Raw genomic sequence first — 15,963 nt, 5'->3', positions numbered from 1 at the left:
AAGTCCGTTAGTGAGACCGCACTGCGGCTTGGCTACGCAGACCCCACTGCGTTTTCGAGGGCCTTCCGAAAATGGTCCGGAATGTCGCCTTCGGATTTTAAGAAAACGGTAAAAGAACTGGGCTGAAAAACCGGCGCCAGTGCGGTCGCATGCTGCTCGCCGTCGTTTCTTCGGGCATAGGATGAGAACACTAGCCGAATAAATCCCAAGTTGCACGCACGTTGTGAAAATCTGGTCGAGCGCCAGCAACACCATTCACTCATGTCCGGTTCTGCTAAAAGCTAGAATTGCAAAGTCTTGGGTTGAATGTCCGGTTTGGGCTGGAAGCGGCCATCCGAAAACCTTCCCCGGCAATAAGGCGATGGCGCTAAACAAGCAAAGAATGAGACCCGAAGATATAGAACCTCGAACTAAGAAAGTTGAAGATTAATGCGCCCAGAGTTTTGGGCCAAAAATGCAAATCTTTGGGCGAAATGCAAAGCTAAGGGCGCACCTACAACTGCTTTAGAAATCCAGATTTTCCACGCTCAAGGCATTTTGCTGGATGAATTCGCGGCGCGGTTCGACCACATCGCCCATCAGTTTGGTGAACAGATCATCCGCTTCAACCATGTCATCCACACGCACCTGTAATAGGGTACGCGCATCCGGGTCGAGCGTTGTTTCCCACAGCTGATCGGGGTTCATTTCGCCCAGACCCTTGTAGCGTTGTAGCGATAGGCCCTTTTCACCCTCTTCCAGAATGGCGCGCAGCAGGTCCAGCGGGCCGTGGATCGCCTGCATCCGGTCGCGACGTACCAGCGTGGCGGGGGTGTTGTAGACCTCTTGCAGGCTTTGGGTGAAGCTGCCGGTTTTGCGGGCCTCGCCCGAGCGTAGCATGGGGCCGTCCAGAGTGCGGACCTCTTCCACGCCGCGCAGGATGCGGGCCAGACGAATGCCGTGATCCTGTGTGATCCGGCCCTGCCAGCCGCGCTCGTATTCCAGCGCGATCAGGTCGAGGCGGGCGGCGACCTTGTCGGCAACGCCTTGCAGGTCGGCATCGACCGCACCCGGCACAAAGGCCCCCGCAACAGCGGCCTGTTCCAGAATGTGGCGCGGGTAATGCGTTGGGAAGGCGTCCAGAACGCGTTTCAATTGACGTGCTTCGTCCACCACACGGGTCAGGTCCTGCCCGATGATTTCCTCACCCGAGCCCAGTTTCAACACTGCGCCCTCGACACCTTGATTGATCAGGTAGTCGTCCAACGCCGCTTGGTCTTTCAGATAAACCTCTGACTTCCCACGCGAAACTTTATAGAGCGGTGGCTGCGCGATATAAAGGTATCCACCTTCGATCAGCTCCGGCATCTGGCGATAGAAGAATGTCAGCAGCAGAGTCCGAATGTGCGCGCCGTCCACATCGGCGTCGGTCATGATGACGATCTTGTGGTAGCGCAGCTTTTCGATATTGAACTCATCACGGCCAATGCCGGTGCCAAGCGCCATCACCAGATTGCCGATCTCTTGAGAGGACAGCATCCGGTCAAACCGCGCGCGTTCCACGTTCAGGATTTTCCCACGCAGGGGTAGAACCGCCTGCGTCAAACGATCCCGTCCCGTCTGCGCAGACCCACCGGCCGAGTCCCCCTCGACCAGAAACACTTCGGTCTTGGACGGGTCTTTCTCGGAACAGTCTTTCAGCTTCCCGGCCAGATAGTTCACATCCATCGCCGTCTTACGACGGGTCAGTTCACGGGCTTTGCGCGCCGCCTCACGGGCCAGCGCAGCCTCGATGATCTTGCCGACGATCCCTTTGGCCTCGTTCGGGTTTTCCTCGAACCACTCGGCCAGCTTTTCGTTCATCAGGCCTTCGACCGCCGGGCGCACTTCGGACGACACCAGTTTGTCCTTGGTCTGGGATGAGAATTTCGGGTCGGGCACTTTGACCGATAATACACAAGTCAGACCTTCGCGCGCATCATCGCCGGTAAAGCTGACCTTTTCCTTTTTCGCGATCCCGCTGGACTGCGCATAATTGTTGATGGTCCGGGTCAGCGCGCCCCGGAAACCGGCCACGTGCGTGCCGCCATCGCGCTGCGGGATGTTGTTGGTGAAGGGCAGCACCGTCTCATGATAGCTGTCATTCCACCACATGGCGATTTCCACGCCGATATCGTCGCGCTCACCCTTGATGTAGATCGGTTCGGGCATCGCGGGCGTCTTCGAACGATCGAGGTATTTGACGAATTCCTTAACACCACCCTCATAGAACAGTTCGGTCTCCAGCCGCTCAGCCGGGCGCTCGTCGATCAGAATAATCCGCACGCCCGAGTTCAGGAAGGCCAGCTCGCGCAGGCGCTTTTCCAGCGTATCGAACGAATATTCGAGGTTCGAGAACGTGTCGGTCGAGGCCAGAAACCGCACCTCGGTCCCGGTCCGGTCGCCGCATTCCTGAACCACCTTCAGGTGTTCCGCCGTCTCGCCACCTTCAAAGCGCGCAACGTGCTCCTTGCCATTGCGCCAGACGCGCAGTTCCAGCCAATCTGAAAGGGCGTTCACAACCGAAACACCCACGCCGTGCAGACCGCCCGACACCTTGTACGAGTTGCTGTCGAACTTACCGCCCGCGTGCAGCTGGGTCATGATGACCTCGGCGGCGGACACACCCTCTTCGGGGTGGATATCCACCGGAATACCGCGCCCGTTATCGCTGACCGAGACACTGGAATCGGCGTGGATTTTCACGGTCACATGGTCGGCGTGACCGGCCAGCGCCTCATCAATTCCGTTGTCCACGACCTCATACACCATGTGGTGCAGACCCGAGCCATCATCCGTATCACCGATATACATACCGGGACGTTTGCGGACAGCCTCTAAGCCTTTGAGAACCTTTATAGAATCAGCGCCATATTCCTGTGGTGCCTGTGCGTCTTCGGACATGCGGTTAGTACCTATATTATTTTGGTAACTTATACGTTTTCTGGTGGGGAATGTCACGCCATCCCCCAACATTTTGTGCTGTCACGGGTTGTTTTCAGCTAATCAAAGCCGATCCAGATCTGCAGCTATGTCCTCGGCAATTTCAGCCGCATTAACATCCCTGCGTTCGGCCGACAAACGCAGGCCCAGAATGTCCGACTGATAGCGCGCGGCAAGACGGTCAGGGTCATGGTCTGGCCCGATCTCTCCGGCCTGTTGCGCGCGCCGAAAGAGAGTGGCGAAACTCGCCTTCATATCGGCCATGTGGCACCCGGCCTTATCGGCCAGATCATGTCCTTTGGATTGCAGCTCGGCATAGGTTTTGGCCAGCATACAGGCCCGCGCGGGCATCTCGCGCTCGTCGATCACCACATGGGGTTGCGCCTTCAGCGCCCGCAGCGGACCCATTTCATCCGCCATCGCCATCAGACGCGCCACGCCGTCCTGCGCGTACCGCTCCAGTGTCAGCGCATAAAGAGCGTCCTTGGAGCCAAACGCCGCATAGAAACTGCCGGGCTTCAGATTCAGCGCGCTTTCGAGATCCTTCAACGAAGTTCCCGCCCAGCCTTGCTGCCAGAACAAGTCCCGAGCCTGCGCAATCAGAGCATCGCGGTCATATGAAGGTTTGCGGGGCATTGCAGTCACCAATTCTTGAGCGTCCGCTCAAATATATACTTGAGTGATCGCTCAAGAAAGCCTAAATGTGATTCACATCGCCAGAAACAGGAGCTTTGACATGGCAAACTTCCCCTCTCATGACCTCGAATCCGCCCCCGAAGGGTCCAAACCGCTGCTGGAAAAGTCGCAAGCCGCATTTGGACGCCTGCCCGGCCTTCACAAGGTCATGGCCGAAAGCCCGCAGCACCTTGAAGCCTATCAGCTTCTGCATGGCCTGTTCCTGCAGACCGATTTCGACAATGACGAAAAGACCGTCGTCTGGCAGACCATCAACGTTGCAAACGAATGCCACTACTGCGTGCCCGCCCATACCGGAATCGCCAAGATGATGAAAATCTCGGACGACATCACCGAGGCTCTGCGCAACGAAACACCCTTGCCCTCACCCAAGCTTGAGGCGCTGCGCACCTTCACCCTGCAAGTGATGGAAAGCCGTGGCAATCCGACCGAAGAACAGCTTCAGGCCTTCTTTGACGCGGGCTATTCGCATCGCGCGGTTCTGGACGTGGTGCTGGGTCTGGCCCAGAAAACCATGTCGAACTACGTCAACCACATGGCCCATACCCCCGTCGACGAGGTGATGCGCGGCTTCCTGTGGGAACGTAAAGTCAGCGAACCCGCCTAAGCGATGACCGAGCCCTCGCCGCTGTCAGTGACGATCAGCGTCTGGGCCCGGTCCCCTAATTCGCAAAACAGCTCAGGCCCGGTGCCCGTCATCCAGGCCTGAGCACCCAGCGCGCAAATCTCATCATAAAGCGCGGCCCGCCGTCCGGCATCCAGATGGGCGGCCACCTCATCCAGCAACACAATCGGCGGAGCGCCCACCATCCCCGCCAGTGCCCGCGCATTCGACAGAATCAGGGACACCAACAACGCCTTTTGCTCTCCGGTCGAGCAATCCTTGGCCGGAACGCCCTTGGCTGCAAACACGCCGTACAGGTCAGACCGATGCGGCCCCAGCAAGGTCCGGCCCGCCGCCAGATCGCGAAACCGGCTTTCATTCAACGCCTCGCGCAGATCATCGGCCGTGTCGGGCATCGCGCCCTCAGATTGCATCAGCTCCAGATCAGCGGACGGAAACGCGGTTTCGGCCTGCTCCTGCGCCGCGCGCAAGTGTTCCAAGGCCGCCAGACGCGCCACGTGGATGCGGTGCCCGGTCTCGGCCATCTGTCCCTCAAGCGCGGCATACCAATGGGCATCGCGCACCTGCTCTTTCAGCAGGCGGTTGCGTTCGCGCATCGCCTTTTCATAGGTCAGCGAGGCCTTGGCATGCGCGGGATCAAAACTCAGCGCGATACGGTCCAGAAACCGCCGCCGCCCCTCGGCCCCTTCGATCCACAGCCGGTCCATCGACGGGATCAGCCAGACCACCCGCGCCAGCTTGCCCAGATCAATCTGACTGGCCGCCTTGCCATCAATCCGAACCTGCCGCGCGGCGCCGCCTTCGGACCATGTCTCGATCTCGTAATTCTGCCCCTGCGCGTTCAGCAGGCCTGACAGTTTCCACCCCAGCGCCTCGGGGCGGCGGGTCATCTCAGCCGCACTGGCCCGACGCATGCCGCGACCGGGCGAGAACAGAGACACCGCTTCCAGAATGTTGGTCTTCCCGGCCCCGTTCGGCCCATGGACCGCCACCGGCCGCCCATCCAGAGACAAACGCGCCAGCTTATGAGACCGAAAATGCGAGACCGTAAGCTCGGTCAGGGCCAATCCCATGACCCCTCCCTTCTTCTGTTCAAAAATACCTCCGCCGGAGGCATCGCGCGCCAGCGCGATCAGACGCGCATCGGCATGACCACATAAACCGCGCTTTGGTCATTGCCCTCGCGCATCAGGGTTGGATCACCGGCCGAATTGAACAGGAACACCGCATTTTCACGATCCACCTGAGACGCAATCTCCAGCAGGTATTTCGCGTTGAACCCGATCTCCAGCCGCTCATCGCCATAAGCCACGGCCAGTTCTTCCTCAGCCGCACCGCTATCGGGCGCATTGACTGACAAAATCAGTTTATCCGCATCCAACTGCAACTTCACCGCGCGCGAGCGTTCGGAAGAGACGGTCGCGACCCGGTCCACAGCCTGAGCGAACTCGGCGGCATCCACTTCCAGCTGGCGGGTGTTGCCCTGCGGAATAACGCGGGTGTAGTCGGGGAAGGTGCCGTCGATCACCTTGGAAGTCAGCGTGATATCGGGCGTGGCAAAGCGCACTTTGGTTTCGCTGACCGACACGGCGATATCCATCTCGTCATCGTCCAGCAGCTTGCGCAGCTCACCCACGGTTTTGCGGGGCACGATCACGCCCGGCATATCTGCCGCGCCGTCGGGCAGATCCGCGTCGATGCGCGCCAGACGGTGCCCATCCGTGGCCACGCAGCGCAGCACTTTGCCGCCCTCGAACCCATCGGCCACATGCATATAGACGCCGTTTAGATAATAGCGCGTCTCTTCGGTCGAGATCGCGAATTTCGACTTGTCGAACAGCCGACGCAGCAGTGCAGCCGAGGCTGTAAAGTTCGACTGATACTCCGAGGACGCCATCACCGGAAAATCCTCTTTCGGCAGCGTCGCCAGCGAGAAGTTCGACCGCCCTGCCTCAACCGTCAGACGGCCCGCCGCACTGTCGGCGGTCAGCGTCACCAAAGCCCCATCGGGCAGCTTGCGCACGATTTCATGCAAGGTGGTAGCGGCCACGGTGGTCGCACCGGCCCGTTCGACCTGTGCAGGGGCCTTATCGACCACCTCGATATCCAGATCGGTGGCGCGGAACATGGCTTGATCGCCTTCGGCCTCGATCAGCACGTTGGCAAGGATAGGAATGGTGTTGCGACGTTCCACAACGGATTGGGCCTGAGAAACGGCCTTGAGAAGGGTGCCGCGTTCGATGCTGATCTTCATACCCTCAATTCCTCTGACTTGCGTGCCGAAATGGGCGGGACTGGCACGTTAGCGGTTCCACCCTGAGGCACAAGGATTTTTTATGGATTTCTGAGTCGGATTGTCCAAGGCGTCAAGGGCCGCGTGGCCACGTGGGCACAGTTCATGGCCGATCGTGGAGATTTTCGCACAAGAAAACGCCCCGGGCGTGAGGATCCGGGGCGTTTTGATGTTCATGCCGATGTAACCTACGCTTCGAGTGACCGGCGCAGCATTTCCACGTCTTCGGCGATCTGGCCGTCGGTGGTTTTCAGCTCTTCGATGCGCTTCACACCATGCATAACGGTGGTGTGGTCACGCCCGCCAAAGCGACGACCGATCTCAGGCAGAGACCGGCTGGTCAGCTGTTTACACAGATACATCGCGACCTGACGCGGACGAGCATAAGACCGCAGGCGCTTGGGGCCAATAATATCGCTCAGACGGATATTGTAGTAATCCGAAACCTTACGCTGAATTTCCTCGACGGTGATTTTGCGCTCGGACGCGCGCAGTACGTCGGCCAGGCAATCCTGCGTCAGCTCCATGTCGATCTCACGCCCTACGAGCGAGCCAAAGGCAAACAGACGAGTCAGCGCGCCTTCCAACACCCGCACATTGGTCGAGATACGGTGGGCCAGAAACTCCAGCACGCCATCAGCGATCTGCAGATCGGGATAGGTGGTGCTGTAATGCTGAACCTTGTTCTGCAAAATGCCCAGACGCAGCTCATAGTCGGTGGGGTGCAGGTCAACGACCAGACCACATTGCAGACGCGACTTCACGCGGTCTTCCAGATCCTTGATCTCACCCGGAGCGCGGTCAGCAGAGATAATGATCTGTTTGTTCTGATCCACCAACGCATTGAACGTATGAAAGAACTCCTCCTGCGTGGAATCCTTGCCCGCGATGAACTGAACGTCATCGACCATCAGCACATCGACCGAACGGAACAGATGTTTGAAATCCATCATTCGACGTTCACGCAGCGCCTGTACGAACCGATACATGAACTGTTCCGCCGACAGGTACAGAACATGCAACTCGGGGCGTTTGGTTTTCAGTTCCCATGCAATCGCATGCATCAGGTGCGTCTTACCCAGGCCGACACCCCCATACAGAACCAGCGGGTTGAAAGTTACAGGCCCACCTTCCGAGACACGGCGCGCCGCAGCATGCGCCAACTCGTTGGGTTTACCGACCACGAAGCTGTCAAAGGTGAATCGGGCATCCAAAGGCGCCGCTTGCAGTGATTCCAGCGCCTCGCTTGATCCCACGGACATTCGAGGTTCCGGTGTTTGTGCGATCTCTACCGAATTGGTTTCAGCAACATTCGCTGGCCGTGCGGTCGAATTGGCGGCAACCCGAAAGGCCAGTCGCTGGACGGTTTCTCCCGCAGTGTTCATCTCATACAGGATGAGATCTGCAAAATTCTGGCTCACGTAATTGCCCATGAAATTGGTCGGCACCGAGAAAACAGCGACACCGTCCTGGACCTCTTGGAACTGCAGAGGTTCAATCCATGTGGTGTAATTGTTCTTTCCGATCGCCTTGAGCAGTTTGTTTTGCAGTAGTCCCCATTTCTCTTGTGTCATTCAGCGCCTCACGCATCCCATTCTTTATTGGCCTGTCGGCCTTATTTCTATGTCCGGTCCCCCGGTATGCGCGTTCACTCGGACAAAGGGCTCCCACCCACCGAATCAAATAGATTCGGTGCTTTCGTCCTTGACGGCTTGCATAACCAGAAGATCAGATGCCCCACAGCAGGGCATCCCTTTTTCAGGTTGCGCAACGCAATCTCAATTTTCGACAGGGCTGGAATCCTGGCCGTGCCAAGTCCCACAGCAGATCAGCAAATCGGTTGTCCCCGAGTTACCAACATTCGCCTCCAGATCATCCTGATGCCCGTCAGTCTGACCAAAGAAACAGCCTGTCCCCCCAAGCGAGTGAATCGCTGACTTAGTGGTAACAAGAGGTCGGCAGTCGCTTCAACGAAACTCTGATATTGACTCGGGTCTGAGCGCGAAAGAATCTCTCGGTTTCGTGAGGACGCGGTATTCTGGCAACAGCACAAAGGGCGCCGCACTGCGCGACGCCCCTTAAATAGTTCAGTCTTTCTTACGTGACCTAGGGTCACCAAAGATCAAATCGCGACTCAGCCCAACGCTTTGACGCGGGCCGACAGACGCGACATTTTACGCGATGCGGTGTTTTTGTGGAAAACGCCTTTGGTGACGCCGCGCATCAGTTCGGGCTGGGCAGCGCGCAGAGCTGCGGTTGCCGCATCTTTGTCGCCTGATGCGATCGCTTCTTCAACCTTGCGCAGATAAGTGCGGATGCGCGAACGACGTGCTTTGTTGATTGCGAAACGCTTTTCGTTCTGACGTGCGCGTTTCTTTGCCTGGGGCGAGTTAGCCATGTGTCTCTGACCTTTGTTCGGTACGGTTTTATCGAAAGCGCGCCACGGAAAATCCGCACCGGATCAGAAATCACGAGTGTGAGTCGGGCCAAGCGGGCCGCACGCGCATGTATAGCGGCGTGTACTATCCAAGTTGCAGGGGTTTGCCAAGCAGATTCTTGGCCGCGCACAGCAGGTATGAAACAGGCGGGCATACGCCCGCCTTTCCCCACCTTGATGGCTTACTTGTCGCGGAACTGCGCCGCGCGCTTTTCCAGAAAGGCTGCCATTCCCTCTTTCTGGTCTTCCGTGGCGAACATCGAGTGAAAGACACGGCGTTCAAACAACAACCCTTCGCTTAGCGACACTTCGTAGCTGCGGTTCACCGCCTCTTTCGCGGCAATCGCGCTCAGCTGCGATTTCTCGGCGATCTTTTGGGCTGCGGCCATTGCCTCTTCCAACAGTTTTTTGGCGGGCACGACGCGGCTGACAAGCCCGGCACGCTCTGCCTCTTCTGCGTCCATGAAGCGGCCGGTTAGGTTCATATCCATCGACTTGGACTTGCCCACAAAGCGGGTCAGGCGCTGGCTGCCGCCAAGGCCCGCAATAACGCCAAGATTGATTTCGGGCTGCCCGAACTTTGCGGTATCTGCCGCGATGATGAAATCGCAGATCATCGCCAATTCGCAACCGCCACCCAGCGCATAGCCCGCAACAGCCGCGATTACAGGCTTGCGGATGTCACTGACCCGGTCGTTGATATCCGCGAAAAGGTTCGTGGTGTAGACTTCCACAAAACTCATCTCGGACATTTCCTTGATGTCCGCGCCAGCGGCAAAAGCCTTGTCCGAGCCCGTAATGACGATGCAGCGCACCTTGTCATTCTTGTCGGCGTCTTCCAGCGCTTCGCACAATTCAGCAATCAACTGGCTGTTCAACGCATTCATTGCGTCCGGCCTGTTGAGTTTCACAAGCGCGACGTGGTCTTCGATTTCGACGATGATCGTCTCAAAAGCCATGAGGTGTAAGCTTCCGGTTGTTCCGTTCAGATACGATTCATTATCACGCGCAAAAGCTGGATCAAGTTATCTTTGGCATTGCGCGCAATAGAAGGATGAGCGACCGGACTGAGTGATTCTTTTTATGGCAGCACCGCAACCTTCGGTGCGGCAGGGTTCGCCTTCGCGGCCATAAACGTCAAAGCTGTGCTGAAAATATCCAAGTTCTCCATCAGCTTGACGGAAATCGCGCAAGGATGACCCCCCGGCCCGGATAGCGTCTTGCAGAACCTGCCGAATGATCGGAACAAGGGCCGCAACTCGGTGCACCGAAATCTGCCCGGCTTTGCGACGTGGCGACACACCGGCGCGATAAAGCGCCTCACACACGTAGATATTCCCCAATCCGGCAACGATTCCCTGATCCAGAAGCGCTGATTTGACCGGCGTGTTTTTGCCTTTGAACGCATCAACCAAGTGCTGTTCGTGGAAGTCATTGCCCAAGGGTTCCGGCCCCAGAACCGATAGCAACTTGTGGTCCTCGGCCGTTGCAGTGGGCAGCAGATCCATCGCACCGAACCGGCGCGGGTCATTAAATGTCACCCGTGCGCCATTGGCCATGTGAAATACAACATGATCGTGCTTTTCCGGCATGGGATGATCGTGAACAAATTGTCCAAGCGGGTCTCCGGAAACTGTCATACGCCCGGACATGCCAAGATGGATCAACAGGGTTTCGCCACTTCCAAGATCAGCCAGAATGTACTTTGAACGCCGCCGCAACCTGTCCACGCGCTGGCCTGTCAAGCGTTCGGCCATTCGATCCGGAAAAGGCCAGCGCAGGTCCGGGCGGTTCACGTCCGCCCGTACGATCACCACGCCTTCCATCGCGGGGCTCAGCCCACGGCGGACCGTTTCGACTTCGGGAAGTTCCGGCATGTGCTCTCCTGATTTGCTGCCAGCGCTTGTTCCAGCGCCTGCACCATTTCATCATGTCCGGTAACATATTTCAGAATACGCGCTGTCTTCCCATCTGAAAAACGCAGCACGTAGTTCCCATTGTGCCTCAATCTGATCTGGCAGAGCTTATTCAGGTCATAGGTCCGACGCTGAAACAGCGGACTCATGGTCGTCAGCTCGGCCCCATCGATCGAAGTTGAATTGGCCAGATGATAGATCAATGTGTAGATCACCAACCCAACAAGTCCCAGCTTGATCAGCACCGCAGTTTCAGCATCCTTGACGGGGATGAAGATCTCGTTCGGAGCCAGCTCGGGCCTGATGAACCCGATAAAGAACAAAATGGCCAACACCAAAATCGTAACAACGATAACGCCCGGCGTCGTGCGAAATGTCATGCGGGTCAGAGAGCGTTGTGCAGGTCTTTCGCTGCCGGCGCGCAGCATTGATTCTTCCAATATATCCTTGGGGAAATGACGTGCTGCGGCGTCCATCTTGTCACCGAACCCTTTCGCCCGATGGAATCGCATAAAAGTTTGAAAAACGGCACGAACGCGCCAGATAATAAAGGCAAATGACAGGACCACGCCTGATACGGCCACTAAACTCGAATAATTCGACATTTGAATCTAACTTCTTCTAAAACTATCTGCATCTTACACCGCGACTAAGGAAAATATGTGGCACGCCGGATGGTTCCGTGCACCTGCTACCTTTTCGCGCGATTGTCTTCCCCGCCGCGCGGCCTATAAGGATGAGCAACACAGACAAAGGCGTCTTACATGTCCGACTCCAACGACAAAACCACACATTTTGGATTCGAAACCGTGCCCGAGGCGGAAAAAGCGGGCCGCGTGCAGGGCGTTTTCAACTCGGTCGCGTCAAAATACGACGTGATGAATGATGTCATGTCGATGGGCATCCACAGGGTCTGGAAAGACGCGATGATGGACTGGCTGGCCCCGCGCCCCGGTCAACGGCTGCTGGACGTGGCAGGTGGGACCGGAGACATCTCGTTCCGTTTCCTCAAGCGCGCGGGGCATGGCCACGCCACCGTTCTGGACCTGACAGAGCCTATGCTGGTCGAAGGCCGCCAACGCGCCGAGGCTGATCGGATGGCCGACAGCTTGAACTGGGTGGTGGGCGACGCGATGTCCCTGCCCTTCGAGGATAACACCTTTGACGTCTACACGATCTCGTTCGGCATCCGGAATGTGACCCGCCCGCAAGAGGCGTTGAACGAAGCCTATCGCGTGCTGAAGCCCGGCGGCCGCTTGATGGTGCTGGAATTCAGCCAACTGCCCAATGACGGACTGCAAAAGCTCTATGATCTCTACAGTTTCAACGTCATCCCGCGCATGGGCAAGCTGATCGCAAATGATTACGACAGCTATCAGTATCTGGTGGAGTCAATCCGCAAATTCCCTGATCAGGAGACGTTCCTGAACATGGTTCGCATCGCCGGGTTCGAAAACGCCAAATACCGCAATCTCAGCATGGGTATCGCCGCGCTGCATTCCGGCTGGAAAATCTGAATGCGCGGCCCTCACAACATCATCCGCCTGATCCGCACAGGCGCCACTCTGGAACGCACGGGTGCCATGAACGTGGTTCTGGACGCATTCGAGGCTCCGCGCGCGCTGCGGTTTGTAGCACATGCCCTGGGCAAACCGTTTCAATGGCTGGGCTACAAGGGCGATCCCGACATGCCGCCCGCCACCCGCGCCCTGACGGCGCTCGGGCCGGCCTATATCAAATTCGGTCAGGTGCTTTCGACCCGTCCCGATGTTGTCGGGAACGAACTGGCGGAACAGCTGCGGGTGTTGCAGGACAAACTGCCGCCCTTCCCCAAGGCGGAGGCAATGGCCGAGGTCGAAAAGGAACTGGGCCAGCCCGTGTCTGAAATTTTCGACGAATTCAGCGACCCGATCGCCGCCGCCTCCATCGCGCAGGTCCACAAGGCGAAACTGTCCAGCACCGGCGAAGACGTCGCCGTCAAAGTCCTGCGCCCCGGCATCGAGCGTGCCTTCCGCAAGGATGTGGATGCGTTCTATTTCGCCGCCCGCATCGTACAGCTGTGCGCCCCCGGTGCCCGCCGCCTGCGCCCGATGGAGGTGGTCGAACATTTCGACGGCGTCGTGCGCGGTGAACTGGACCTGCGCCTTGAAAGTGCCGCAGCCTCGGAATACGCCGCCAACACCAAGGATGACGAAGGCTTCTGGTTGCCGCCGGTGGTGTGGTCCCTGTCCGCGCGCCGGGTGATGACGCTCAGCTGGGCCGACGGCATTGCTCTGGGCGACAATGACGCGCTGGATGCAGCCAGCCACAACCGCCGCGATCTGGGCGAGCGTGTCCTGCGCCTGTTCCTACTGCACGCGCTGCGCGATGGCTTTTTTCACGCCGATATGCACCAGGGCAACCTCAAGGTCGCCGCCAATGGGGATATCATCGCCTATGATTACGGCATCATGGGCCACATCGACGAATACACCCGCCGGGTATACGCAGAGATCCTCTTTGGCTTCATTCGACGCGACTATAAGCGCGTGGCCGAGGTACATTTCGAGGCCGGCTATGTCCCCGCCAACCAGGACGTCGACGAATTCGCCCGCGCCCTGCGCGCTGTCGGAGAACCGATCTTCGGCATGGACGCCACCCATATCTCGATGGGCCGCCTGCTGAATTACCTGTTCGAAGTGACCGAACGCTTCGGTATGGAAACCCGGACCGAGCTGATCCTTCTGCAACGCACAATGGTTGTGGTTGAAGGCGTCGCGCGGTCACTGGACCCGCATATCAATATCTGGGAAGTCGCCCGCCCCGTGGTCGAGGATTACATCAAGAAATCCATTGGCCCGCGCGCGGCCCTGCGCGATTTCGGCAAAACCGCAATGGTCTTGGCTCGTTTCGGCCCCCGTCTACCCGCTCTGGTCGAAAACGCGCTGATCGCGCAAACCCAGAAAGACGAGCCTAAAGGTTCACGCCTGTGGTCTGTCGCACTGCCCATAACCCTCGGCGCAGCCGCAGGCGCGGGTCTTGTCCTGATCCTAACGGCGCTCAGCTAGACCTGATCCGCCTCTTCATCTGGCTAAAAATATCTTCGGGGGGAATCGTGCCATAGGCGCGATGGGGGGCAGACAGCCCCCCACCAACATCTCAACTCAGAGACGCTCAAAGGCAATCGCGATACCCTGACCACCGCCGATGCACATGGTGACCAAACCTTTGGATCCACCAACCCGCTCCAGCTCGTACAGAGCTTTCAGCGTGATGATCGCCCCGGTTGCCCCAACAGGGTGACCCAACGCAATCGCGCCACCATTCGGATTCACCTTGGCAGCGTCCAGACCCAGCTCTTTGTTCACGGCCAGCGCCTGCGAGGCAAAGGCTTCGTTGCTTTCGATCACATCGAAATCTTCGACCGACAGACCAGTGCGGGCCAACAGGTTTTGCACCGCTGGCACCGGACCAATGCCCATCACCTCGGGGCGCACTCCGGCGTGGCCGTACCCCAGAATACGCGCCCTGGGCTTCAAACCCGCCTTTTCAGCCGCGTCAGCCGTGGCCAGAACCATCGCCGCCGCACCGTCATTGATGCCCGACGCATTGCCTGCTGTCACCCGACCATCCTTCTTGAACGCGGGGCGCAGACCGGCCAGTGCTTCGATCGAGGTCGCCTTGGGATGCTCGTCGACCATGAAATCGACCATGTCGCGCTTGACCTTGACCTGAACCGGCGTGATCTGGCTTTGGAAATATCCGGCCTTAATCGCAGCAGCGGCGCGGGTCTGGCTGGTCAGGGCGAACTCATCCATCTGCTCGCGCGTGACTTGGTGCTCATCCGCGACGTTCTCAGCCGTGACACCCATATGACCGGTGCCAAAGGGGCAGTTCAGCGCACCCAGCATCATGTCCAGCGATTTGATATCGCCCATCTTTGCACCCCAGCGCGCCTGCTGCAGGATGTAGGGGCTGCGCGACATGCTCTCAGCACCACCGGCCACGGCAAATTCGGCATCGCCCAGCATCAGCGACTGCACCGCCGACACAATCGCCTGCGCTCCCGAACCACACAGACGGTTCACGTTCATCGCGGGGGTTTCAACTGGGATACCCGCCTGTTTCGCCGCCGCACGCGACAGGTACATGTCGCGCGGCTCGGTGTTGATCACATGGCCGAACACGACGTTGCCGATCTGAGCCCCCTCAACACCCGACTTCTCCATCGCGGCTTCGGTCACAACGGTCGCCAGGTCAATCGGCGCGGTCGAGGCCAGCGCCCCGCCAAATGTCCCAACAGCCGTGCGGGCCCCATCCAGAATGACGATATCTTTCATGTCTCTTCTCCCAATTGGATTTGGCGGCACTATGCATCTGTGCCGTCAGGCTGTCCCATGGGACGTCCCGTCACAAGCAGAATTGACAACCCATCGCGAAAAGCGCATCAGATTCCGCCATGACGGAAAACACAGACGATATCCTGACACGCCTGCCCGCCCGCCTGAAAGAGGCCCGCCGCGCCAAGGGCCTGTCTCTGGAAGCCGTGGCCAATCTGAGCGGCGTGTCCCGATCCATGGTCAGCCAGATCGAACGCGGCGAAAGCAGCCCCACCATCTCGACGCTGTGGAACCTGACCCGCGCGCTGCAGGTGGATTTCGCGGGGTTGCTGGATGCCGGGCAAACCTCGGACCATATCGAAGTTCTGCGCAAGGCCGAGGTGCCCAGCATCGACAATATGGGCCAAAACTGCCGTATCCGTATTCTATCTCCGCCCGAAGAGGCTGGCGGGCATGAAGTTTATGACATCGCTTTTGACACTGACGGTGCTTTGAACAGCCAACCTCATGCACGGGGCGCGCAGGAACAGCTGACCGTTCTGGATGGTGCAGTGCGCATAACCTCGGGCACCGCTACCCGTGACCTGCAGCAAGGAGATACCGCCTGCTACGCGGCGGATGTCACGCATTCGATTGCTGCCGACGGTCCCGCCCGCGTCTTTTTGATTGTCAAAAACGCCTAATCTCAGAAAAATCCGACTTCACGGATTTTTTTC

15 protein-coding genes are annotated in these 15,963 nt (G+C 58.4%); 5 read left to right on the top strand and 10 right to left on the bottom strand.

Annotated elements, in window-relative coordinates:
- Nucleotides 1–126, top strand: a 126-nt coding sequence (locus AC2FNR_RS00545) for a helix-turn-helix domain-containing protein (RefSeq protein WP_496847630.1), incomplete at its 5' end; no start/stop codon positions are given.
- 378 nt (nucleotides 127–504) lie between these two features.
- Here AC2FNR_RS00545 and gyrB read toward each other — a convergent pair.
- Nucleotides 505–2,922: a DNA topoisomerase (ATP-hydrolyzing) subunit B gene (gyrB, locus tag AC2FNR_RS00540; RefSeq protein ID WP_170353738.1), complete on the bottom strand. Its 2,418-nt coding sequence runs from the start codon at nucleotides 2,920–2,922 to the stop codon at nucleotides 505–507.
- 102 nt (nucleotides 2,923–3,024) lie between these two features.
- Nucleotides 3,025–3,597, bottom strand: a complete 573-nt coding sequence (locus AC2FNR_RS00535) for a TetR/AcrR family transcriptional regulator (protein WP_480868672.1) — start codon at nucleotides 3,595–3,597, stop codon at nucleotides 3,025–3,027.
- 100 nt (nucleotides 3,598–3,697) lie between these two features.
- Between AC2FNR_RS00535 and AC2FNR_RS00530 the strand changes: the two genes are divergently transcribed.
- Nucleotides 3,698–4,264, top strand: coding sequence for a carboxymuconolactone decarboxylase family protein (locus tag AC2FNR_RS00530; protein WP_170353740.1), 567 nt, complete (start codon nucleotides 3,698–3,700; stop codon nucleotides 4,262–4,264).
- Here AC2FNR_RS00530 and recF read toward each other — a convergent pair.
- The 7 genes from recF to AC2FNR_RS00495 all read right to left on the bottom strand — a co-directional run bounded on the left by recF (nucleotide 4,261) and on the right by AC2FNR_RS00495 (nucleotide 11,404).
- Complete coding sequence (gene recF, locus AC2FNR_RS00525; protein WP_496847626.1) at nucleotides 4,261–5,355, bottom strand: DNA replication/repair protein RecF; 1,095 nt, start codon at nucleotides 5,353–5,355, stop codon at nucleotides 4,261–4,263. The genes AC2FNR_RS00530 and recF overlap by 4 nt on opposite strands.
- A 59-nt stretch (nucleotides 5,356–5,414) precedes the next feature.
- Complete coding sequence (dnaN, locus tag AC2FNR_RS00520) at nucleotides 5,415–6,536, bottom strand: DNA polymerase III subunit beta (RefSeq protein WP_496847625.1); 1,122 nt, start codon at nucleotides 6,534–6,536, stop codon at nucleotides 5,415–5,417.
- A 227-nt stretch (nucleotides 6,537–6,763) separates the two neighbouring features.
- Entirely contained in the window at nucleotides 6,764–8,149 is a 1,386-nt protein-coding gene (gene dnaA / locus AC2FNR_RS00515; protein ID WP_496847624.1) for a chromosomal replication initiator protein DnaA, read from the bottom strand.
- Nucleotides 8,150–8,709: 560 nt separating this feature from the next.
- On the bottom strand, nucleotides 8,710–8,973 hold the full coding sequence (gene rpsT / locus AC2FNR_RS00510) for a 30S ribosomal protein S20 (protein WP_170351928.1): 264 nt from the start codon (nucleotides 8,971–8,973) through the stop codon (nucleotides 8,710–8,712).
- Between the two features lie 221 nt (nucleotides 8,974–9,194).
- Nucleotides 9,195–9,971 (bottom strand): acryloyl-CoA hydratase, encoded by a 777-nt coding sequence (gene acuK / locus AC2FNR_RS00505; RefSeq protein ID WP_496847623.1) that lies wholly within the window; start codon nucleotides 9,969–9,971, stop codon nucleotides 9,195–9,197.
- A 66-nt stretch (nucleotides 9,972–10,037) separates the two neighbouring features.
- The gene (gene mutM, locus AC2FNR_RS00500; protein WP_480868675.1) at nucleotides 10,038–10,889 is read right to left on the bottom strand and encodes a bifunctional DNA-formamidopyrimidine glycosylase/DNA-(apurinic or apyrimidinic site) lyase; all 852 of its coding nucleotides are present in this window, start codon (nucleotides 10,887–10,889) and stop codon (nucleotides 10,038–10,040) included.
- Nucleotides 10,847–11,404, bottom strand: a complete 558-nt coding sequence (locus AC2FNR_RS00495) for a hypothetical protein (RefSeq protein WP_496847622.1) — start codon at nucleotides 11,402–11,404, stop codon at nucleotides 10,847–10,849. The genes mutM and AC2FNR_RS00495 overlap by 43 nt, the downstream gene beginning before the upstream one ends.
- A 288-nt stretch (nucleotides 11,405–11,692) precedes the next feature.
- Between AC2FNR_RS00495 and ubiE the strand changes: the two genes are divergently transcribed.
- The gene (gene ubiE, locus AC2FNR_RS00490; protein ID WP_496847621.1) at nucleotides 11,693–12,445 is read left to right on the top strand and encodes a bifunctional demethylmenaquinone methyltransferase/2-methoxy-6-polyprenyl-1,4-benzoquinol methylase UbiE; all 753 of its coding nucleotides are present in this window, start codon (nucleotides 11,693–11,695) and stop codon (nucleotides 12,443–12,445) included.
- Entirely contained in the window at nucleotides 12,446–13,975 is a 1,530-nt protein-coding gene (gene ubiB / locus AC2FNR_RS00485; RefSeq protein ID WP_496847620.1) for a 2-polyprenylphenol 6-hydroxylase, read from the top strand.
- 96 nt (nucleotides 13,976–14,071) lie between these two features.
- Here ubiB and AC2FNR_RS00480 read toward each other — a convergent pair whose 3' ends face one another.
- The gene (locus AC2FNR_RS00480) at nucleotides 14,072–15,247 is read right to left on the bottom strand and encodes an acetyl-CoA C-acyltransferase family protein (protein WP_496847619.1); all 1,176 of its coding nucleotides are present in this window, start codon (nucleotides 15,245–15,247) and stop codon (nucleotides 14,072–14,074) included.
- A 119-nt stretch (nucleotides 15,248–15,366) separates the two neighbouring features.
- On the opposite strand from AC2FNR_RS00480, the gene AC2FNR_RS00475 reads away from it, so the two are divergent.
- Nucleotides 15,367–15,930 carry a helix-turn-helix domain-containing protein gene (locus tag AC2FNR_RS00475; RefSeq protein WP_496847618.1) on the top strand — a complete coding sequence of 188 codons (564 nt, stop codon included), beginning with the start codon at nucleotides 15,367–15,369 and terminating at the stop codon, nucleotides 15,928–15,930.
- Nucleotides 15,931–15,963 lie beyond the last annotated feature (33 nt).

It is taken from the genome of Ruegeria sp. SATB045 (assembly GCF_059613525.1).
The sequence above is the reverse complement of the archived record's forward strand: the minus strand, read 5'-3'. Positions and strand labels throughout refer to the sequence as shown.

Coding starts and splice junctions, on each gene's coding strand:
- AC2FNR_RS00535 (WP_480868672.1), bottom strand. CDS start 3,597: ATGCCCCGCAAACCTTCATATGACCGCGATGCTCTGATTGCGCAGGCT.
- dnaN (WP_496847625.1), bottom strand. CDS start 6,536: ATGAAGATCAGCATCGAACGCGGCACCCTTCTCAAGGCCGTTTCTCAG.
- mutM (WP_480868675.1), bottom strand. CDS start 10,889: ATGCCGGAACTTCCCGAAGTCGAAACGGTCCGCCGTGGGCTGAGCCCC.
- dnaA (WP_496847624.1), bottom strand. CDS start 8,149: ATGACACAAGAGAAATGGGGACTACTGCAAAACAAACTGCTCAAGGCG.
- AC2FNR_RS00530 (WP_170353740.1), top strand. CDS start 3,698: ATGGCAAACTTCCCCTCTCATGACCTCGAATCCGCCCCCGAAGGGTCC.
- acuK (WP_496847623.1), bottom strand. CDS start 9,971: ATGGCTTTTGAGACGATCATCGTCGAAATCGAAGACCACGTCGCGCTT.
- gyrB (WP_170353738.1), bottom strand. CDS start 2,922: ATGTCCGAAGACGCACAGGCACCACAGGAATATGGCGCTGATTCTATA.
- AC2FNR_RS00480 (WP_496847619.1), bottom strand. CDS start 15,247: ATGAAAGATATCGTCATTCTGGATGGGGCCCGCACGGCTGTTGGGACA.
- ubiE (WP_496847621.1), top strand. CDS start 11,693: ATGTCCGACTCCAACGACAAAACCACACATTTTGGATTCGAAACCGTG.
- AC2FNR_RS00475 (WP_496847618.1), top strand. CDS start 15,367: ATGACGGAAAACACAGACGATATCCTGACACGCCTGCCCGCCCGCCTG.
- recF (WP_496847626.1), bottom strand. CDS start 5,355: ATGGGATTGGCCCTGACCGAGCTTACGGTCTCGCATTTTCGGTCTCAT.
- AC2FNR_RS00495 (WP_496847622.1), bottom strand. CDS start 11,404: ATGGACGCCGCAGCACGTCATTTCCCCAAGGATATATTGGAAGAATCA.
- rpsT (WP_170351928.1), bottom strand. CDS start 8,973: ATGGCTAACTCGCCCCAGGCAAAGAAACGCGCACGTCAGAACGAAAAG.
- ubiB (WP_496847620.1), top strand. CDS start 12,446: ATGCGCGGCCCTCACAACATCATCCGCCTGATCCGCACAGGCGCCACT.